Raw genomic sequence first — 20,089 nt, forward strand, 5'->3', positions numbered from 1 at the left:
TTCGGGACGGATGATCGCAGAAATCTTCTTCATATTCTCTCTCCCTTCGTTAATCGAGGCCGATGTATGCCGGATATGCGCTTTCGCCATGCTCTGCGACATCGAGGCCAGCGGCTTCTTTTTCCTCGCTCACGCGCAGGCTTCCCCTGAACAGCGCTTTGATGACGAACCCAAGAACGAGATCGGCAACCCCCACGAACGCGATGGTTACAAGGATACCGAGCACCTGCGAGCCGAGCAGCGAGGGGTCCGGCATAGTCGGATCGCGCAACGCGGCTCGCGAGGCTTTTGAGCACCGGCTCGATCGCCGCGCCTTCGTCGGCCACCACCCGCACGTACCCGTAAGGCGCAAGCGCCTCGAGCGCCTCTTCGAGCGCATCGACGGCCTCTTTCTTCTTACCGCGCGCCCACAGCAGGGCGGCCAGCAGGGTTCCGGCCTCGCCGACGTCGAGCGGGCGTCGGAATTCCCGACCGAACGCGAGCAAGCGGCCGAGCAGGCATTCGGCCTCGCCGGTACGTCCGAGCACGATCAGGGAGCGCGCCGTTATGAAATGCTGGAATACGCGTACGAGTTCGATGCGCTCGGCATCGGTTACGAAGTACTCGTCCATCCAGGTTCCCGCAGCGCGCTTGTCGGCATCGAACAGCCTGAGCTTCGTGCGGTACGCCTTGAGGTTCGGAAGGAAATAGGGCGCTTTTTGCTCTACGAAGGACGAAAGCTCTTCGAGCGCGGCTTGCGCCCCGTCGTCGGCCATCTGCCAGAGCGCCGCATGGCGCATGAGAAGGATGCAGATGCGCCCGTCCTCCTTGTTTTCGGGCACAAGAGCCCGCCACGCTTCGTCAAACCCGTCGAGCGCTTCGTCAAGGCGGTTGCGCTCGTAGGCGAAACACGCCGGCATGAGCGGGTAGATGTAGTTCCATTCGGCGCCGAGCAGCTGCGCGAACGTGCGCCCGAGCAGATCCATGCCACCCTCTTCGAGCGCGATCGCCGAGTAATCGAGGTTGCTGCGGTGCGGGTACGGAAGGTTGTGCGTAAACGAGGCGATGGCCGTAGCCAGCCCCTCGGGCGTGAACCGCTTGACGAAGCGGCTGAACATCGAGAACTTCTTCGCCTTCTCGACGATAGTCGTCCGATGGTCGACGCTGTAAGCGAGGATGACGAACTCGACGAAGCGCGAATCGGAGACGGCGATGAGGGGCAACGTGCGGTACAGCTCGTCCATGTGGTGCTCGTAGGCTTCGCGTTGACTGGTCAGATACGTGTACCAGGCGGCGAGCACCCGAAGCGGGGGGCACGCCCGGTACGCGTCGTCGGCAAGCGACTCGATTTCGAGCGTCTGCAGAAAGTCGGCGTAGTCCGCCACCGAACCGCAGTTGTTCTCGAACAAAAACAGCAGCAGATACGTATCCATGCCGTGAAACTCGCCGCTTTCGAGCCAGAAACGCAGCGCACGGGTGTAATCGCCGTGCGTGCGGAAGTGCTCGGCTGCGCGCTTGCAGAGCGCGGCGCGGTCGACGCCGTCGGCAAGGGCCTTGTCGCGCAGGAAATCTTGGAACAGGTGGTGGTAGCGGTAGGTGTCGCCGTAAAGCCGCGAGAGGAACGTGTTCGAGCGAGCGAGGCTATCCATAACCTCGCGGGCATCGTCACGGCCCGAAAGAAGCGCTGCAAGATCGGGGTCGAACGAATCGGCCACGCTCGTCGCCAAGCAGAACGCTCGCAGATCCTCGTCCCACGTGCTCCACACCTGTTCTTCGAAATAGCTTGCAAACAGGTAGTGGCTGCTCGCCCGAGGCGACGGTCCCGATTTGGCCAGAGCCGCCACGCCGATCGCCCATCCCTCGGTGGCCGCGTACACAAGGCGCGTCTCGTCGGGCGTCAGAAACAAGCCGACCGAATCGAAGTACGCACGAACCTCATCGGCCGTAAAGCGCACATCGTCGGCACAAAACACTGCCGGCCCGCCTCCGAGTTCCGCCCATTCGTCGGGCAGGTCGGCGCGCGAGAGCATTACGACGCTGCATGCACCGGGAAGCCGATTGAGCACCGAAGGCAGCGATTTGACGATCTCTTGGTTGGCAATGAGGTGAAGGTCGTCGAGGACCAGGGCGTAGCGCCGTTCGGGCGGTGCCATCTCGGCGATCAGCGCTATCACGTGCTCGACGGGCGATGCGGAAAACGAAGGCGATTCGAGCACCGCGCGCATAGCCGCATTGTCCGCTTGAATGGAATAGAGGCCCGTTGCCAGCTGCTTGTAGAATATCGACGGAACATCGTCGTAGCGGTCGAGCCCGATCCAAACCGTTTCCCGCTTCGCGCTTTGCAGCCAGAGCAACGCAGAAACCGTCTTGCCGCTGCCCGCAGGAGCGCCGATGTAGAGAAACCGCTGCGTTCGAAGCGCGCGGTTCATGGCGTCGACGACGCGCAAGCGCGGAGCGCACACGTCGGGAAGAACCGCGGGAGAGAACTTCTCGCTGAGGATGAGATCGGCGCGATGCCCCCGCCGGCGGTGCTTTCGGCTTCGGCGTCGCACGAGTCGTCTGCCATGCAATCCCCCTATCGTACCTCGTCGCGAACGCGCCTGCATGCGGCTCGTCGCACAGCCGCATGCGTTCCGGCATGATCCTGTGAAAACCTCATCCTGGATGATAGTCTCATTCGCTCATCCTCAGTATAGTCCAAATACGACCAAACATGCAGGCTTTGGGGACGGGAGCCGCAATCCGCATGCCCCGAGCAGCCAGAACGGCCGCACCCGTATCGGGAAGCAAGAAGCGGTCTTTTCGACGGCACCGAGGCAACGGACAGATGAGACGACCATGAAAGCCACCCCGTGCCAAACGCACCCTGTACAGATCCATCGAAGGAGCACCCTATGATACGTAGCAGCGACCGATCGCTTGACAAGCACCCCGCGCGCCGACGCGCGCGCCTTCGCGCGCAGGCCGCGCTGTTCACCTGCATGGCGGCCCTCGCCTTCGCCACGTTTATCCTGCTCAACACCCACGGGGCGCTTGCGCAGGATGCAGAGGACGCGTCCGACCTCGACGCCACCGCAGTCGCGGTGCCAGAGGGCATCATCGGGGAGCCGCCGCTGGCCTTTCTCAAGGCGGACGCTCGAGATAAAACGCCCGATCAAGATGCGAAAGACGCCCCCGAGGGAGCCGCCCAGATGGTGGAGGGCGCATCGGCTGTACCGGCGGACGCCGCCGAGACAACGGCCAGCGTGAACGACGCCCTGGGGGGGTGCCGCCCAGATGGCGGAGGACAAGCCAGCCTACAAGCTCTACTTCCCCAAACATGCCGCAACGGGTCTCGTCTACAACGGCACGCGCCAGCAAGGCTACAGCGGAGTTCCCGTGGTCAAGATCCTCGCCGACAACGGTGTTGACGAGATGGACTACCACGCACCCCTTTACGTCGAGTACAAAGGTATCAACAGCACGGTGTACAACTCCCCCCGGTCCAAGCCGCAGGATATGGAGGAATCAACACCTACGCCCCCATCAACGCCGGCACCTACCGGGTGATCTTCACGGTTCCTGAAAGTCAGCCGTTCACCCTCAATCCCAGCAGCTTCGAGTTCTCGATCGCAAAAGCACCCGCACCCGCGCTTTCGCAGCCTTCCGTGACCCTGTTCGACGCACCGGGCAGCGTTATGAAGTTCGACCTCGCAAGCATGATCGGCCTGCCAAGCGACCTCAACGGCGGACCTTCGTATGCGATAACCGGCTTCACAGAAACCAGACTGGCAAGCGCTGCCGTCGATCCCGCAACCGGGAAGCTGACGCTCACCGCAAACGACAGGGCGAGCCGATCGGTGCAGGACACCGTGACCGTAGCGCTCACCGACATGGGCAACTATGAGGATTGCGCGGTCCAGGTGGCGGTAAGCTACGTGACGAAGCCCAGCGCCACGATCGCCGGCGTCAAGGCTGCGACGGACCTCGTCTACAACGGCGAACCGCAGCAGGGCTACACCGGTTCGCCGCAGGCGACCTATCTGTCCCCCCTCGAGCAATCAGTCCGAGACCTACAACGGCCCCTTTGTCATCACCTACACCGGTACTGCTTCCGACGGTAGCGCCTTCGGCCCCACTACCCAGGCGCCCACCGCCCCCGGAACCTATCGGGTAGAGTTCTCGGCGCCGGAGGCGGCCTCCTTCACCGGTTCGCTCGCGCTCGATTTCTCCATCGGAAAGGGTGCTTCCGGAGGCCCCGACCCCACGAAAGGCAGCAGCCTTGCCGCCACGGGAGGAAACCTTGCCGCCACGGGAGACGGCCTCTTGCCCGGACTGTTCGCCACCGTGGCCGGAGCCGCGATCCTCGCTGCCCTCATCGCGGGGATCCGCCTGATCGCCAAGCGCCGCAGCTAGAAAGGCAGCGCCTCGCCATTCGCGCTCGATAGGAGGTGCGCCCGGTGATCGGCCCGAAGTCGGGCGTGCGCACCAACCGCGCTCCCGGGGATCGACACTATTAGGTAATACATTTCTCTTTAATACCGCACGGCAGTATGCGAGAATAGACATAAAGGGGGTTTGCCTATGAACCGGAACAACTCGCTCGACCGCCGCACGTTCGTCACAGGAACCTTCGCAACCGGAGCGCTCGTTGCAGCCGGAGCCGCCGCCTGCGGCTGCTCCGCCCCAACCAGCACCGACGGCTCGCAGGGAGCCGCTTCGCTTTCCCACCCGCCCGACGACACGCAGAAGAATGCCTCTGCCATGACCGCCGACGCCAACGAGGCCGTGTACGCCCTCCTCGACTTTTCCGACGAGCGCGAACGCGATTTCGCCAGCCGAAACCTCATCGCAGCGCCCGAAACGCTCGAACTGACCGACGAGAGCGGCAAGGTGGTCTGGAGCCAGAAGGCCTACGCGTTTCTCGACGGAGCCGACGGCTCGCCCGCCGAAGCGCCCGCTACCGCCAACCCGAGCCTGTGGCGCAACGCGCAGCTCAACCACCTGTACGGCCTCTTCGAAGTGGTCGAAGGCATCTACCAGGTGCGCGGCTACGACATGACCAACATCACGTTCGTGGCAGGCGATACCGGCTGGATCGTGTTCGATCCGCTCATGAGCGTCGAATGCTCCCGCGCCGCATTCGAGCTCGTCACCGAAAACCTCGGGAGTCGCCCCGTCACGGGCATCGTGATGAGCCATCCCCATGTCGATCACTACGGCGGCATCAAGGGCATCGTCAGCGAGGAGGAAGTGGCCGGGCGCTCGATCCCCATCATCGTGCCTGCGGGATTCGCCGAGCATGCGGTGGCCGAGAACGTCTACGCCGGCAACGCGATGGGCAGGCGCGCAAGCTACCAGTACGGGGTGATGCTCGATCCGGGGCCGCAGGGAAGCCTGAGCATCGGCATCGGGATGGGCCAGTCGAAGGGCAGCATTTCCTACATCGCCCCCACCGATACGATCGTCGCAACCGGCGACGTGCGCACGATCGACGGCGTGACCATGGAGTTCCAGATGACGCCCGGCACCGAGGCTCCCGCCGAGATGAACACGTGGTTCCCCGATCTCAAGGCGCTCTGGGTGGCCGAGAACTGTACGGGCACCCTGCACAACCTCTACACTCTGCGCGGCGCCGAGGTGCGCGACGGCAACGCGTGGGCGAACTACCTCATGGAGACCAAGGCCCGCTACGGAGCCGAGGCGCAGGTGACCTTCCAGGCGCACAACTGGCCGCATTGGGGCAACGATGTCGTGAACGAGTACCTCGAGAGCACGGCCGCCATGTACAAGTTCATCACCGACCAGACCCTCATGTACGTGAACCTCGGCTACACGTCTACCGAGATCGCGAACATGATCGAGCTTCCCTCCGCGCTCGAGAAGAACTGGTATACGCGCCAGTACTACGGTACGGTGCGCCACAACGCGAAGGCCGTCTACCAGAAGTACATGGGCTGGTACGACGCGAACCCCGTGAACCTGCACCCGCTTGCACCTGCGGACACCGCGAAGAAGTTCGTCGAGTACTTCGGCGATACGGACGCCGTGCTCGCCCGCGCAGCACAGGATTTCGAGGCAGGCGAATACCAGTGGGTCGCCCAGGTGACGAACCTCATCGTGTTCGCCGATCCCGCAAACGAGGCGGCGCGCCTCCTGTGCGCCGACGCGCTCGAGCAGCTGGGCTACGCGGCGGAATCTGGCACCTGGAGAAATGCCTACCTCACCGGCGCGAAGGAGCTGCGGTTCGGCGTCAACGACGATCCGAAGTACCGCACGACCGGCTCGGCCGACATCCAACGCGCGATGGAACCGGCCATGATGCTCGACTACCTGGGCATCCTCATCGACGCGAACGCGGCGCAGGACCTCGATCTGCGCATCAACCTCGCCTTCACCGACGAGGAAACGTACCTGCTCGTCGTGCGCTCGGGCGTGGTGCTCTACGAGAGGGGCGTGCAGGACGAAAGCGCCGATGCGACGCTCACCATGGAGCGCCTCGGCATGTTCGCCATCCTCAACCGCGACGAGGAGGCCCAGAAAGCGATCCGCGTCGAAGGAGACCCAAACGTCATCGCCAAGCTGACCGAGCACATGGCGGCCTTCGAGTTCTTCTTCAACATCGTCGAACCGTAAGCCGGCCTCAGCCACACGGCGATGCGGTTCGCCCGCACCGCACCGCATCGCCGCACAGATCGAACTCCAGCCCGCTTTCCCCCGCCGCGCGCACGGCCGACCTGTCTCGATTTGCAGGTTTTTACGCTTTATGTTGTGTTTGGGGCCATTTCGGAGGCGTTTTCAGACGGCCGGGCCGGAGCCGAACAGACATCTTTTGCGTATGCGCAGGTGGAAGCCCCGGGCGGTTCGGACGGTTCCACCTTCAATGCAACACAATGCGCAAAAACCCGCAAAAGCCCAGTCCGTTGCCAACGCCACCAAACCGGCATGGTCGACGCGGGCAAGCAGGCTGCGGGCGCCGACATCGAACCCGCCCCACAACCTGCGCGTCGCCGACCCCGAACCCGTCCGACAGTCTGCACGGCGCCAACCCCAAATCCGCCCGGAAACCTGCTTGGCGCACACCTTGCAATCGCCATGAGGCCGCTCGCGGATCTATTCCTCTTTCCCGCTGCTGAGCAGCGCTTCGAACTCCTCGATGGGAATGGGACGCGAGAACACGTAGCCCTGCAGCATGTCGCACGCTATCTCTTTGAGCATGGCCGACTGCTTGATGGATTCGATGCCCTCCGCCACCGTTTCGAGTTCGAGCTTTTTCGCAAGGTCGATGACCGACGAGATGACGTTCCATTCGCGTTCGTTGTCGGCGTCTTCGTCGGAAAAGAACGCGCGGTCGAGCTTGAGGACGTCAACATCGATATCCTTCAGCGCGTTGAGCGAGGAATACCCGCTCCCGAAATCATCGAGGGAGCACCGATACCCGTGGCGATGGATGTCGTCGATAACGCCGATGAGCAGCTCGGGGTTTGCGAACACCATGGTTTCGGTCAACTCGATTTCGAGCAGTTCAGCGGGAACGTCGTACTGCGCCCGAATCCGGTCGTACGGCTCGAGGAAATCGTTGTTGCGCAAATGCGCCCGCGACATGTTCACCGAGATGGGAACGACCGGCCTTCCCTCGTCGAGCCAGCGACGCAGCATGGCGCACACCCGATCGAACACGTACAGGTCGACTTCGATGATGAACCCGTTGCGCTCGAAAAACGGCACGAACTCGTCGGGCGGCACTAGCCCCCTCACGGGATCGATCCAGCGCACGAGCGCTTCGGCTCCCCCAATCTCGCCATCCTCCAACCGCTGTTTCGGCTGCAGGTAGACCACGAATTCGTCATCCCCTAACGCCAGATGCATGCGGTTTTCCATATCCTTCTCGCGCAGCAGCTTCTGGCGGTCGATCTCGTTGTAGAACACGTAGGTGAAATGCTGCGCCGTGGCGATGGCCTTGCTCGCGTTGCGGGCGACGTTCGAGCGGTCCCGGATGCTCGTGATGGGCAACGCCGGATCGTCGATGCGGTAGATGCCCATCGACATGGTGAGGTAGTACGGATGGGTGCGCCCCTCGTTGAATCGGTTGATGTCGGCGACCATCCCGGTCAGCCGCTCGATGGTTTTCGCCTCGTCCGCCGCCTCGAGCAGCAGGTTGAACGTATCCGCCGAGATCCTCGCGAGCAGCTCCCCTGCCCTCAAGTGCTTTTTCAGCATGGCATGAACGTGCCGCAGCACCTCGTTGCCCATCTCGATGCCCTGAATATCGTTGAGCAGCTTGAACTTCTTCATGTCGAGCGAAACGAGCTGGAAGGCGCCCGCTCCCGCGCACGCGATACGGCGTGCCGCCTCGATATTGAACCGCGTTTGGCTGTACCCCTCGGTCACGGAATCCACGAAGGCAAGCCGCTCGAGATCAGCGTTGGCCTCCTCCAAAGCGAGCTTCTGCGCTTCGAGATCCACCTGGGCTTCCATGAGCTCGGTCACATCCGTCATGACGGTATAGGACAGCTGGTATCCATCGACGTACTCATCGAGAAACGTTGCCGAGAACTTGACCCACATGAGCTTGCCGCTCTTATGGGCCAACCGCGTCACGCACTCGTATCCGCCCGTATCATGTTCAAGGGCATAGAGAACATGCTCGGTTATGACCGCCAGGTCTTCAGGATTGCTCGCATAATACAGGTCGGGAAGGTTGTGGAACAGCGCCTCGTACTCGTCTTTCGGGAAGCCGATGAACTTGTAGAAGTAGGGGTTTGCCCAAACAAGCGTGAAATGCTCGTCTATTTTGTGCTTGCTCACGCTGAGGTTGAGTAGATCGGTGACTATCCGAAAGTCGTCGTCGCCTTTCGATGCTGCATTATGCAGCTGCTCGTCGGCTGCCATGATCATCTCCCTTGTGAGGTACCTGCTCTAAACGATTCCGCATGCAGTCTCCGCTTGGCTGTATGGCAACGGGTAATTCTACGTCATTTGATCATCGCAAGCCAGCATGGTTGGCCAAACCGTTGGTTGCATCGGCGGGCTTGCGGCCGGCAGCGGCGCCAATCGCCGCGTAAGCCCGATCGAAACGGTCCCGAAAAGCGCGGGAGCCCGCATGGTGCAGGCCCCCGCAACGCTCTGCGATCCGCAGGTTCAGCTCAAGCCGGATGCCTCGCGTCAAGCTCCGCCGAACCCCGCAACGCTTCGCGATCCGCAAGCTCGTATCGAACGCGGCTCACCTACAGCATCGGCACCACGATCGTCACCGGCAATGCGGCGATCACGATCAGGTAGCGCAGCAGGAAGCCGCCGACGAGCACGCCCACGTCGGAAGCAGCCGACAGGTAGTGGGCCTTGCGGCTCTCCTCGAATTCCTTCGGGCTGAAGAACAGAAGCCACGTCTCGAGCACGGTCGGGATCACGAGGCCGACCGCCACGAGCCCGATCCAGAACAGCGGCGCGTGCTCGCCCACGAGCAGGCTCATAACCGAGTTCCAACCCGCATCCGAATTGAACGACGTGATGAACATGAGCGAGGCCAGAAGCACGATCTCGATGATCGGGAAGCAGAAGTGGAACTTCTTGAGCACACCCACCATGTTGAACTCGTCGGCATGGCGGAACACCGACACGAGCAGCACGGCCGCAGCGCCCGCCGACATGGCCGACACGAGGAACAGGATGGGCAGAAGCGCGTTGTTCCACAGCGGGAACGTCTTGCACACGCCCAGGAGCACACCGGTATAGATGGCCACGCACACCGCGAACACCGTCCCCACGATGTCGAGCCACACGGGAATCGACCGCTTGAGGAAGTCGAGCAGCACGGCGACGAGCGCTATGACGACGAATCCCGCGAGGAACACGACACCCCACGTCATGACGGAACCGAAGTTGGTGAGCAAAAGCGCAAAGCGCAGCGGGTTATGCAAGCCGCCTTCGGCGTCTACCATGAGCAGCAGCAAGCCGATGATCACCACGACGGGCGCGATGATGTGCGCAATCCTGCGCATATTGACCGCTTCGGGGTGCTTCCACCCCAGGAAGGCCGAGGTGGCGAACGCCCCGCCGCCGAGACCCGCCAGGAACAGATACCACGCGATAATGGCACCCCAGATAGGTTCGAAAGACATCGCTCATCACCTCACATAGAAGATCTTGGCCTTCGTGAGGCTGCCCGCGATAGGCTGGGCGTTGTCGCTCACGATTGCCTTGGATATATCGCTGTCGGGATCGTCGAGATCGCCGAACAGCCGGGCTCCGGTCAGACACGCCTCGACGCACGTCGACATCTTCGTGCCCGTCTCGGCCGCGCTCACCGTGCAGAAGCGGCACTTGTCGACGGTGCCGGTTTCATGGTTGTGCACGCGAACCTGGTAGGGGCATGCGGCCATGCAGTACTTGCAGCCGATGCAGCGTCCGTGATCGACGCCCACGATGCCGTCGGCGCCCTTGTAGGCTGCACCGGTCGGGCACACAGAAACGCACGGCGCGTCCTCGCAGTGCATGCACTGCAAAGGCACCGTCTCAACGCCCACCTCGGGATAGGCGCCCGTCTCCTTCTCCTCGTAGCGGATGAACGCCTCGTCAGAAAGCAGCTTGTTCTGGCGCTGGCACGCCACGCGGCACGCATAGCAGCCGATGCACTTCTTGGTATTGATCAGCATTCCGTAACGGGCCATCATGCACCTACTTTCTTCACCGAGACGATCGCCTCTTGGGTCATCGCCGCCCCGTATACGGGTTCGAGGTGGAAGGGCACGAAGTCCATTTGGCGAAGGCCCACATCGTAAGCCGTATGCTGCTCAGGAGACGAGCAGCCGTAATGGCTTGGCATGAAAAGCGCCGTCGGATTGATGCGCTGGGTCACCTTCGCACGACAGGTGCCCGTATGCTCGCTGTTCGACACCTCGACCTCGTCTCCGTCGGCGATACCGAGCTGAGCGGCCACATCGGCGTTGATCCACACCCGCGTGAGGTCGTAGTCCTTCGTGATCTGCATGAGATCCTCGATGTTGGCCGTCATCGTATGGCTGTGTACGGCCTGCTTGCCGCCTATGAGCCTCAGCTGGGTGCCGGCGGGCATCACCGCAGGCTCCATCCACACCGGGCCGGCCGGCAACCCCGCCGCTTCCGCAGCTTCGCTCGTGAACTGAATCTTCTCGGTCGGCGTCTTCCACTTGGGAGCCTTCCCGTAGGTGAAGGCCTTATCGGGAAAGTACGCCACGCCCGTCGTCTTGAGCGCATCGAGCGAAAGCCCGACGCTTTGCAGCTGGGCATCGGCCAAATCCTCGACCGTGAACGGGAAGTACTCACCAACGCCGCATGCTTCGGCGAGCTCGGTGAATATCTCGTCGACGGGCTTCGTGTTGGGATGCACCTTCTCGATTACCCGATCGCGCAGCGCCACGCAGGGCACCGTGCCGCCGACGAACTCGGGCAGCTCGAGGCGTTCCAGATAGCTCGTGTCGGGCAGCACGTAATCGGCCAGCTGGGCCGTTTCCGACATCTGCACGTCGATGACCACGCACAGGTCGAGGCTGCCGAGCGCCTCGGCAAGGTACGCCGTGTTGGAGTAGCCTGCAGCCATGTTCGAGTTGTAGAAGAACATGCCCTTGAGCGCGCCTTCCTTGGCCATGCGGGCCGCATAGAGGTTCGATCCCATGCTCGAAAGCGCGAGCGGATACTCGGCAGCGCCGAGCTGCTTACCAGCTGGCTTGGGCACGGCGGGAAACTTCGCTTCGTCGAGCTCTCCCGCAGAAACGCTCGAGGTGAACAGCGCCCCGCCTTCCTGGTTCCAGCAGCCGAGCAGCGTGTTGAAGCACGCGATGGCGCGCGCCGTCTCCCCCGAATTCTGATACGAGCAGCCGAACGCGCCGCGCCAGCTCGGCTCAATGGAAGCCGCGGGGGCGGCTTCAGCGAACTCGAACGCAAGGCGCGCGATCGTCGTCGCCGGGATGCCGGTGATCTTCTCGGCCCATTCGGGGGTGTGATCGGCGATCGAAGCCGCCCACTCGTCGAACCCGACCGAGTGCTCGGCCACATACGCCTTGTCGTAACGTCCCTCGCGAATGAGCACCTGGGCCATCGCGAGCACGAGCGCCAAATCGGTACCGGGATTGATGGGCACCCATTCGTCGGCGAAGACCTTGCTGTTCGAGCAGCGCGGATCGACGAGCACGATATGGGCGCCGCGCTCGTGCGCCTCCTGCAGCGCCATAACCGAGCTCGGGCGGATCGCGTCGGCGTAGCTGCGCCCGATGAACATGGTCATCTTCGAGTTGGCCACATCGGATTCGTAGTTGCCCGAACCGATCACCTGGGTGAAACCGCTCTCCTTCGAAAGGTTGCAGGCAGCACCGTGCGTGTACACGTTCGCCGAGCCGAGCGCATTCATGAACCGCTTGGCGTAGTACTTGCCCGAGGGGCGCGGATCGTGCACGACGGCGAGCGCTTCGGGGCCGTCCGAACCGATGATCGCCTTCACCTTTTCGGCGATTTCGGCGTACGCCTCGTCCCAGCTGATCGCCTGGAACTCTCCGTCCTCGTTCTTTTTCAGCGGATCGGTAAGCCGATCGGCCGAATAGGCGATCTGGGAATAGCCGTACCCGCGAGCGCACAGCTTGCCTTTCGCATACGGATGGTCGGCATCGCCCAAAAGCTTCGCGAGTCTGCCATCGACCACGTAGCCCGTAAAACCGCATTTTGTCGAGCAGGCGTTGCACAGCGAATGCGCCGTATAGGTTTGACCCCCGGCATCCGACTCCTCGGCATGTGCCTGCGACCAGGCATCGAAGCTTAGAACACCGGCGCATCCCGCAAGTGCGACCGCACCCGCGCTGCCGGCCAGGAAGCTTCGCCTGGTTATCGCATTTTCTGACATGATAGTATCCCTTCTATGAGACCGCGCCGCTTGCCATCGCGCGGTCGGACCGTGCATTCTCTTCGTCGCCCAGACCCTGCTGTGCCCTTATGCCTAAGACCACATCAACGAGTCCGATGTAGAAGGCGGCATCGTCTCCCAAGCCGAGGAGGCGAAGCCTGAACGCCGTCAGCCATTCGAAGCGCTCGGCCAGATACCTCCGCGCTTCGACGTGCATGCCGGAACGGATGAGCACCGAAACAAGATCGAGCTCGAGCGCCAAATGGTCGGGGCAAGCCGCGAACCGATCGGGAACGCTGAGTCCCAACCGTTCGGCAACCTCGGCCATGTAGAGCGCTGAATCGCTGCCGTACAGTCCCGTCTTGTGGGAGAACGGCGCCTCGTTGCGAGGATTCGACGACCATCTGCGATACAGCGACTCGACCGGAACCGCCGATTGGGGCAGCCCCCCGACGAAATGGCGCGCAGCAAACGTCTGCTTCTCGCTATACGTTGGCGGCGCGAACAGCGCGCGAACCTCACCGGCTTCGAGAAATTCCTGCAACGGGCATTTCCTCCCCAGTCGCTCGACCGCACTCGTCTGATAGCCGAACGTTTTCTCGTCTTGCAACGCACGGCGGGCGCCGTTGAGAAAATCGGCCCACTGCGCCGGCTTCGAAATGGCATCCCACTCTGCTTTTTCGACCGGTGCAAAGCATTTCGACAGTATCGAGAACACCGCTTCGTCTTGCATCGTCTTCCTTCTTCCGTATCTCGGGCTTCGTCCATGCGCCCCGAAGACCGCATCGTCGCCAACCCGCATTCCGCCATGCGGCTTTCGGCCGCCTACACGATGGTCGCCGTCGAGACCACGCCCTGCGCGATCACCTGATCGGCGATGTCCTTCCAGTCGATGAACTTGATGGCGCCGTTGGGGCACTGCTCGGCACAGCGGCCGCACGAGATGCACTTGGTCGATTTGCCCGTTTCGGAATCGACGACGGGCATATTCCACGGGCAGGCCGCATGGCACATGCCGCAGCCGATGCACGTCTCGGTGTCGACCACGCGGGCGCCCGACTCCTCGTCGCTGCGAATCGCGTGAACCGGACAGTAGTTCATGCACTGCGGATCTTCGCACTGCTTGCAGCTCTCAATGGTGAATTGGCAGTTGTCGTAGATGCCGTCCACCGTGTCGGGGCTGGCACCGAACTGGTAGTTCGGCCACACGCGAACGCGCGCGATGCTCTGGCAGACGCGGCCGTCGTTCTTGAGCGTGCACATCATCTCGCAGCGTTGGCAGCCCGAGCAGCGGGCGCGATCGGTCACGATCATCTTGGTAGGCGTGGTGCGAATGGTTATGCGTCCCGAAGCGATCGATTCGGACGTGACGCCCCAGGTTCCCAGGACGCCTCCGATAACCAAACCGGCGACACCGCATCCCGCCATAGCGAGAACTTGGCGACGGGTGATCGTCTTGCGTGGTTTCGCTTCCGCGGCTTCCGCGTGCTCGGTTCCTACAGCAGCATCCGTCTTGGACTCTTGCTGCCGGGGATCCTGATCCTGCAGATTGATATCGGTCATAGTTTTCTACTCCCCTCACGTACTCGTCTGTGAGTGTCGTTTATACGTGTCGGAGCCCGCAAACCGGACTCCCATCCTCCCTTAGAACTCGAAGCTCTCCCTTGCACAACAGGTGCGAGTATGGGATCTTCGCCTTTCGGCCATTACCCTCTTTGGGAGTAAAAGCGCAGATCGCGAAGATTACCCTCAAAGAGGGTATGCTCGATTTTCGGCGAAACGCACACTGTCGGAAGACGAATTTCGTCCATGCTGCCCATATCTCGAAGAGCCTTGCACAACACAGGACCCAAGAGATTTGGAGATGACAACATGGCTGACCAGAAATCGTACGGATGGGCCGGGAAGATCCTGCGCGTCAACCTGAGCACGGGGGCCATCACGACCGAGCCCACCGATCCCTACAAGCACTACATCGGCGGCATGGGACTCGCGAACAAGATCATGTTCGACGAGGTTCCTGCAGGCACCGATCCGCTGTCGCCGGAAAACAAGATCGTGTTCGCTGTCGGGCCGCTGACCGCTTCGGGCGTTCCCTTGGCAGGGCGCACCACCATCTGCTCGCTTTCAACCTTCACCAAGGACCATCTGATCGTCGACGCGCACTGCGGCGGCATGATCGGCGCGAAGATCAAGCTCGCCGGTTACGACGCCATCGTAGTCGAAGGCGCAGCGGATCATCCGGTGTACCTCAACATCGTGAACGAGAAGGTGGAGATCAAAGATGCGACCCCGTTCTGGGGCATGGGCACCCGCGAGGCGACCGAAGCGCTCTGCCGCAAGGAGAGCACGAAGGCCTGCGTGGCCACTATCGGCCCCGCAGGCGAGAACCTGCTGCCCTATTCGGTGATCATCAACTCGCGCAACCACTCGGGCGGCGCGGGCGTGGGAGCCGTTATGGGCTCTAAGATGTGCAAGGCGCTCGTCGTCGAAGGCGATGGATCGGTGAACGTGGCCGACCCGCAAGCGGTCGCCGACCTGTCCGATTACATGCTGCGCGAGGTCATCGGTTCGAACAACAACCACGTTGTGCCGCAAACCCAGCAGGAATGGGCTGAATACTACGACAAGGGATCGCGCTGGTCTGCCCGTAAAGGGCTTACCTGGGGTATCGCCGAAGGCGGCGCCATCGATGTCGGCGAGCCGAAGCCCGGCGAGCTCAACACCGTGGGCTACCGCTGCATGAAATCGGTCTACGATCTCGGCGAGGTTGCCGAAAAGTACACGGTCAAGATGAACGGCTGCCACAGCTGTCCGATCCACTGCTACTCGGATCTGCGCATCGATCGCACCGCCGAGCTGGGCGGCAAGGCAACCGCAGGCAACACCTGCGCCGCGAACTTCCCCTTCAAGTACATGAACGGCATCCTGCAGACCGAGATCAAGGAAGACACCGAGTCGGGCATCCTCTGGAATACCCTCATCGGCACCACGATCGACGAGCTCGGCCTCTGGTGCAACTACGCGCAGCTCTGGCGCGACTTCGCCCACTGCATCAAGGCGGGTGTTTTCGATCGCGTGCTGCCCGAAGAGGAAAAGGCGCTCTTCGATTGGAACCGCATCTACGAGGACGATCCCACGATCATGGTTGAAGTACTCAACAAGATGGCGCAGAACGACTCGGAGATCGCGTATCTGGCTCACGGCCCCCACGTATGGACCGAGCGTTGGGACGATGCCGATTGGTACAACCAGAAGCCCAGCGCGCTCATCAACTACCGCGGTTGGCCCGTTCACCACGCAACCGAATGCTTCGGCCAGGTGGGAGGCGTGTACAACATGATGTTCAACCGCGACGACATGATCCATTCCGCCGTGAACTTCCAGGGTTGCGGCCTCCCGTTCGAACTCAAGCAGCAGATCGCCGAAGAGGTCTGGGGCGGAGCCGATGCGATCGACCCTGATAAGAACTACACGCCCATGAACGATCACAAGGCGAACTTCTGCTGGTGGTCCATCGTCACCGACGTGCTGCACGATTCGCTCACGCTGTGCAACTGGGTCTGGCCGATGACCATGAGCCCGACCAAGCAGCGCGATTACCGCGGCGACCTCGACCTCGAAGCCAAGTTCTTCAAGGCGGTCACCGGCGAGGACGTCACAACCGACGATCTGTACCAGGCGGGCGCCCGCATCATGACGCTGCAGCGCGCCAACACCGTGCGCGGCATGACCACCGAAAGCGGAGCGCTCGGCAACAACGACCTGCGCAACGACCACGACCGCATCACCGACTGGGTGTTCGACCACGACCCCGATTTCGAACCCTTCACCGAAGGCACCATCAAGCTCGACCGCGACGATTTCCAGACCGCGCTCGGCATGGTGTACGGCAAGTTCGGATGGGATGAAACGCTCGGTTGCCCCACGGCCGAATGCCTCGACGGCTACGGCATGCAAGACGTCAAAGAGGAGCTCGACTCGCTCGGACTGCTCCCGTAAGACGATGCTTTCCGAAACCGACGGCTCCCTACCGGGCCGTCGGTTTCCCGTGTCCAGCGACGACGACTCCGGCAAATCGCGAGTTTGTGGCAGAAAAAGGGCTCAATTCGTCGTCTGGACCGCCGTCGGCACGCAGGATCGAAAGCAGTCGAGCATAGCGGCTGCATCGTCCCTGCTCAGGGAGGCTACCAAAAACAAGCCGTAAAGAAGGGTGCCGAACGGCGACGAATAACTCCCTTTTCCTGCCACGAGTGGGCCTTCGGGCTGCACATCAAAATCGATCGGCTCCATAAGGCCGAAACGATTACGTCGCAGCCCGCTGCTCAGAGCAGCGGGCTTGTTTCGGAATCCGGACATGTCGCACTCCCACCAAAGGTTCAGACGCAGCCCGCTAAAACAGGCTTGCCTCCAAGATGCCGCGTCCGCGCAACGCGCGGATCCAGGCAGGCGGAATGGCTTTGTAGCCGTACGCGATACCCGCAAGCCCGCCCGTAACGGCGCCGACGGTATCGGTATCGTCGCCCAGGTTGACCGCCGCGAGCACGGCGCTCTCGAACGAACCGGTCGTGGCGAGACACCAGAGCGCCGCCTCAAGCGTATCGACCACATATCCGGTCGATCCGATATCGTCGCGTGCCAGATCGGCAATGCGCGCCACGCGATCGAACGGCGCGGCGGCAGCGAGATCACCGAGCGCGCTAATCGCCTCCGCGATCGAAGCGCCATCGAGCAGCGCTTGGGCGAAACGCACGTAGATCACGCAGGCGCGCTTCGCTATCTCGTGGGAGTGCGTGATGGCGGAAACCGCCTCGATCTGCTCGTCGGTCACATCCTCGACGAAGGCGAGCGGCACGATGCGCATGAGCGAGCCGTTGCCGTTGTCGCGTTCGCCATCCTGGCCCTTCCCGCTTCTGAGCGCAACGGCCGTCGTGTTTCCCACGTCGAACACGTCGCCGTCGGGCACATAAGCGCCATCGAACAACCATACGCGGTAGCGCTCCCGCATGTCGTCGAGGTCGATTCCCCCGCAGATCCGAATGCTGTTCGCCGTCGCCAGCGTCATGCTCGTATCATCGGAGAACGTGCCGGCGGGCTTATCGTAGGTGCCGCCGCCCGTCATACCGTCGATGCGATAGGTATCGCGCGCCTTGAATTCGACGGGTACGCCGAGCGCATCGCCGACGGCAACGCCGTATACCGCGTCTTTCACCGTTCGCCTCAATCGGGACATGGGCTTCCTCCTGTTCGGCATTGCCAATTCGTTCGCCGCAGCCGGCTGAAAGCCATAGTACCCTATTGTCGCCCGGCAAGCGAAGCGGCAGGGGGCAAGCTGCGCGAAGAGACGGAACCTGAGCCGGGTGAGGCAGCGGTGGCCTAAGCTGTGCGAAGCGGCAAGAAGGCCCGATCCGCACGAGGCAACGATGCCGAGTCGCAACCGCGCCCAAGCCGCCTACAGATACATCCCCCGCTCGACCGCATGCCATTCCGCAAGCGAGGCGGCATAGGCAGGACTCAGGTACTCCGTTGAATAGAAGTACACGTCGCCGTTCGAAGCCGTCGTTGTCTGGATGTCGGGGTACTCCCCCGATTCGCTGATGGCGGCCCACGTTTCGGCAACTTCGTCCTCAGTCATGTTGAACGGTTCGTTGAACAGGCTATCGGCCGCCATGGGCCGTGGGTACGTGCGCGATTCGTCGCGCACGCATTCTGCGAACGTCACAATGCGATCATCCTCGCATGCAAGAAACGCCCAGTGAGCGTACCGATCGGTCATAACGTCTTTGGAATACAGATAGTAGCTTCGCTTGCCCATGAGAACAACGATATCGTCGCATGCGATTTCTTCCGCATCGTCATCCAGCTCGATCGGAACGAGCGTCATCTCGCCTTCGAGCTCAACGAGTTCAAATCCATCGGGAACATCGAATCCCGTGAAATCGTCGCCCTGTCCGGATCCGGCGATGGGCTCATCCGCTCCGATACCCGAATCCAAGACCTCTTCGGCTGCAAACCCGCCGATCTCACCGCACGGAGCATCGTCCTGGCCGCCTGCCCGCAATCCGGTTCCGCCCTTCGGTATGGCAGATTCACCAAACTCCTCGCCGTTTAAAACGGCTTCAAGCTCCCCCCGATTTCCTTCGGCGGCAACATCGGCCGCCGAAGCGCCGAAGGGACGCGGCACTCCGACGGCGCGGGTTGCCGTACGGTACGCAGGCGCTTCGAGCTGCGGCGCCTGTTCGGCCTCACGCTGCATGCGGCGCTCTTCGAGATAGTCGTATACGAACATCTCGAAGCCCTCGGCACCCATATGATCGGGTGCGATGCCCGCCTCCTCCCATTCAGAAGGAACCGAAAGGCGCCCGTCGGTCGAGCAGGTGCGCACGTAGTCGAACAAGGCTGCTAGCGCATCCTGCTCGTCTGCGGCCTCGAAGGCCGCTATCTCTTCGGGCGAAAACTCGCATGCTTCCGCATCGGCTTGCTCGGCCTCGGTGGCCAGACCCGCTTCTTTTGCAGCTTCATCTTCCATAGCGCTCTACCCCGCTACCTTGCCGAACCGAAGCTCGATGCGTCCGTCGCGAAGCGAGCAATGCTCGGTCATGATGCAACCGACGCTGCAGGTGTCGCACGGCGCAACGCGATCGAGTTCCTCGATGCCCGCTCCTTGGCGAATAAGAAAATCGCCGATCAAGGCACGGATGCCCTCGATGGCGAAGTACACGGTATGGATGCGGTCCCACGGCACACCGTCGAGTGCGGTTTTGATATCGTCACCGGTGATGGCAAGCGCTTCGTCGAACGTCTTTCCTTCGAGCATGGCGCACACGGTGCTCGAGCACGCCGTCATAGCCAGGCATCCGCGCGATTTGAATCCCACGCGCACAAAGCGTCGTTCGACCGGATCGACGATGGCGAACAGACGCATCGCGACCTCGCCGCGTTTCGACTTACCCACCATGCAGCGGGCGTTGAACCCCTCGGGGACACCGCTGTTATCGAAGGTGGCAACTACCGACAGCAACGTGTCCGAATATCCCGTCGTGCCGATTTCACTTTCGGTTTGGTAGACATCGGCCGTTCGGATAACGGCGCGCTCTTCCGGTTCGATGTAGACGTTTCGCTCCGACACGTGCTCCTCGTTTCCTCGCTCGTTTCGATGATCTCATCATGGCAAAACGGACAGAATCAGCATCCCCTCTTTGAGGATATTTTCGCCTCCGCCTGTTTACTTGGTAGGCAGGTACCTGTATAAACAGTTCG

The 20,089-nt window shown here is 62.0% G+C and carries 14 protein-coding genes and 1 pseudogene; 4 read left to right on the forward strand and 11 right to left on the reverse strand.

Features of this window, described 5'->3' with window-relative positions:
• Positions 1–49: 49 nt before the first annotated feature.
• Together C1722_RS17695 and C1722_RS17700 are read right to left on the reverse strand one after the other, a co-directional pair.
• Complete coding sequence (locus C1722_RS17695; RefSeq protein WP_102380420.1) at positions 50–379, reverse strand: ammonium transporter; 330 nt, start codon at positions 377–379, stop codon at positions 50–52.
• Positions 288–2,585 (reverse strand): annotated as a pseudogene (locus C1722_RS17700) (winged helix-turn-helix domain-containing protein); the annotation flags it as partial. The gene C1722_RS17695 and the pseudogene C1722_RS17700, both read right to left, overlap by 92 nt.
• A 670-nt stretch (positions 2,586–3,255) precedes the next feature.
• Between C1722_RS17700 and C1722_RS16715 the strand changes: the two are divergent.
• The 3 genes from C1722_RS16715 to C1722_RS14605 all read left to right on the forward strand — a co-directional run bounded on the left by C1722_RS16715 (position 3,256) and on the right by C1722_RS14605 (position 6,594).
• Entirely contained in the window at positions 3,256–3,528 is a 273-nt protein-coding gene (locus C1722_RS16715) for a hypothetical protein (protein ID WP_146040698.1), read from the forward strand.
• On the forward strand, positions 3,525–4,082 hold the full coding sequence (locus tag C1722_RS14600) for a hypothetical protein (RefSeq protein WP_102380082.1): 558 nt from the start codon (positions 3,525–3,527) through the stop codon (positions 4,080–4,082). Before C1722_RS16715 ends, C1722_RS14600 begins: the two co-directional genes overlap by 4 nt.
• Positions 4,083–4,542: 460 nt before the next feature.
• A complete protein-coding gene (locus C1722_RS14605; protein WP_102380083.1) occupies positions 4,543–6,594 on the forward strand; it encodes an alkyl/aryl-sulfatase in 2,052 nt (683 codons plus the stop codon).
• Positions 6,595–7,071: 477 nt separating this feature from the next.
• On the opposite strand, the gene C1722_RS14610 is transcribed toward C1722_RS14605, so the two are convergent.
• The 6 genes from C1722_RS14610 to C1722_RS14635 all read right to left on the reverse strand — a co-directional run bounded on the left by C1722_RS14610 (position 7,072) and on the right by C1722_RS14635 (position 14,392).
• On the reverse strand, positions 7,072–8,850 hold the full coding sequence (locus tag C1722_RS14610) for a bifunctional diguanylate cyclase/phosphodiesterase (protein ID WP_102380421.1): 1,779 nt from the start codon (positions 8,848–8,850) through the stop codon (positions 7,072–7,074).
• A 335-nt stretch (positions 8,851–9,185) separates the two neighbouring features.
• The gene (gene nrfD, locus C1722_RS14615; protein WP_102380084.1) at positions 9,186–10,079 is read right to left on the reverse strand and encodes an NrfD/PsrC family molybdoenzyme membrane anchor subunit; all 894 of its coding nucleotides are present in this window, start codon (positions 10,077–10,079) and stop codon (positions 9,186–9,188) included.
• 6 nt (positions 10,080–10,085) lie between these two features.
• Complete coding sequence (locus C1722_RS14620) at positions 10,086–10,628, reverse strand: 4Fe-4S dicluster domain-containing protein (RefSeq protein WP_102380422.1); 543 nt, start codon at positions 10,626–10,628, stop codon at positions 10,086–10,088.
• Positions 10,628–12,829: a molybdopterin-containing oxidoreductase family protein gene (locus C1722_RS14625; protein ID WP_102380085.1), complete on the reverse strand. Its 2,202-nt coding sequence runs from the start codon at positions 12,827–12,829 to the stop codon at positions 10,628–10,630. The genes C1722_RS14620 and C1722_RS14625 overlap by 1 nt, the downstream gene beginning before the upstream one ends.
• Positions 12,830–12,842: 13 nt before the next feature.
• Positions 12,843–13,562: a molecular chaperone TorD family protein gene (locus tag C1722_RS14630; RefSeq protein WP_102380086.1), complete on the reverse strand. Its 720-nt coding sequence runs from the start codon at positions 13,560–13,562 to the stop codon at positions 12,843–12,845.
• Between the two features lie 92 nt (positions 13,563–13,654).
• Positions 13,655–14,392, reverse strand: coding sequence for a ferredoxin-like protein (locus C1722_RS14635; RefSeq protein WP_102380087.1), 738 nt, complete (start codon positions 14,390–14,392; stop codon positions 13,655–13,657).
• 309 nt (positions 14,393–14,701) lie between these two features.
• Here C1722_RS14635 and C1722_RS14640 point away from each other — a divergent pair, with 309 nt between their 5' ends.
• A complete protein-coding gene (locus C1722_RS14640; RefSeq protein WP_102380088.1) occupies positions 14,702–16,831 on the forward strand; it encodes an aldehyde ferredoxin oxidoreductase in 2,130 nt (709 codons plus the stop codon).
• Between the two features lie 391 nt (positions 16,832–17,222).
• Here the strand turns inward: C1722_RS14640 and C1722_RS14650 are convergent, their stop codons facing one another.
• The 3 genes from C1722_RS14650 to C1722_RS14660 all read right to left on the reverse strand — a co-directional run bounded on the left by C1722_RS14650 (position 17,223) and on the right by C1722_RS14660 (position 19,958).
• On the reverse strand, positions 17,223–18,062 hold the full coding sequence (locus C1722_RS14650) for an ADP-ribosylglycohydrolase family protein (protein ID WP_219724325.1): 840 nt from the start codon (positions 18,060–18,062) through the stop codon (positions 17,223–17,225).
• A gap of 219 nt (positions 18,063–18,281) precedes the next feature.
• Positions 18,282–19,358: a hypothetical protein gene (locus C1722_RS14655; RefSeq protein ID WP_102380090.1), complete on the reverse strand. Its 1,077-nt coding sequence runs from the start codon at positions 19,356–19,358 to the stop codon at positions 18,282–18,284.
• Between the two features lie 6 nt (positions 19,359–19,364).
• A complete protein-coding gene (locus C1722_RS14660) occupies positions 19,365–19,958 on the reverse strand; it encodes an iron-sulfur cluster assembly scaffold protein (protein WP_102380091.1) in 594 nt (197 codons plus the stop codon).
• Positions 19,959–20,089: the final 131 nt, after the last annotated feature.

The organism is Raoultibacter timonensis, from assembly GCF_900240215.1.
Lineage (GTDB): Bacteria > Actinomycetota > Coriobacteriia > Coriobacteriales > Eggerthellaceae > Raoultibacter > Raoultibacter timonensis.

What these genes read in the sequence shown, in the direction of transcription:
- nrfD (WP_102380084.1), bottom strand. Translation starts at nt 10,079, where the DNA reads ATGTCTTTCGAACCTATCTGGGGTGCCATTATCGCGTGGTATCTGTTC.
- C1722_RS14605 (WP_102380083.1), top strand. Translation starts at nt 4,543, where the DNA reads ATGAACCGGAACAACTCGCTCGACCGCCGCACGTTCGTCACAGGAACC.
- C1722_RS17695 (WP_102380420.1), bottom strand. Translation starts at nt 379, where the DNA reads ATGCGCTCGAAGAGGCGCTCGAGGCGCTTGCGCCTTACGGGTACGTGC.
- C1722_RS14610 (WP_102380421.1), bottom strand. Translation starts at nt 8,850, where the DNA reads ATGGCAGCCGACGAGCAGCTGCATAATGCAGCATCGAAAGGCGACGAC.
- C1722_RS14655 (WP_102380090.1), bottom strand. Translation starts at nt 19,358, where the DNA reads ATGGAAGATGAAGCTGCAAAAGAAGCGGGTCTGGCCACCGAGGCCGAG.
- C1722_RS14630 (WP_102380086.1), bottom strand. Translation starts at nt 13,562, where the DNA reads ATGCAAGACGAAGCGGTGTTCTCGATACTGTCGAAATGCTTTGCACCG.
- C1722_RS14650 (WP_219724325.1), bottom strand. Translation starts at nt 18,062, where the DNA reads ATGTCCCGATTGAGGCGAACGGTGAAAGACGCGGTATACGGCGTTGCC.
- C1722_RS16715 (WP_146040698.1), top strand. Translation starts at nt 3,256, where the DNA reads ATGGCGGAGGACAAGCCAGCCTACAAGCTCTACTTCCCCAAACATGCC.
- C1722_RS14620 (WP_102380422.1), bottom strand. Translation starts at nt 10,628, where the DNA reads ATGGCCCGTTACGGAATGCTGATCAATACCAAGAAGTGCATCGGCTGC.
- C1722_RS14640 (WP_102380088.1), top strand. Translation starts at nt 14,702, where the DNA reads ATGGCTGACCAGAAATCGTACGGATGGGCCGGGAAGATCCTGCGCGTC.
- C1722_RS14635 (WP_102380087.1), bottom strand. Translation starts at nt 14,392, where the DNA reads ATGACCGATATCAATCTGCAGGATCAGGATCCCCGGCAGCAAGAGTCC.
- C1722_RS14625 (WP_102380085.1), bottom strand. Translation starts at nt 12,829, where the DNA reads ATGTCAGAAAATGCGATAACCAGGCGAAGCTTCCTGGCCGGCAGCGCG.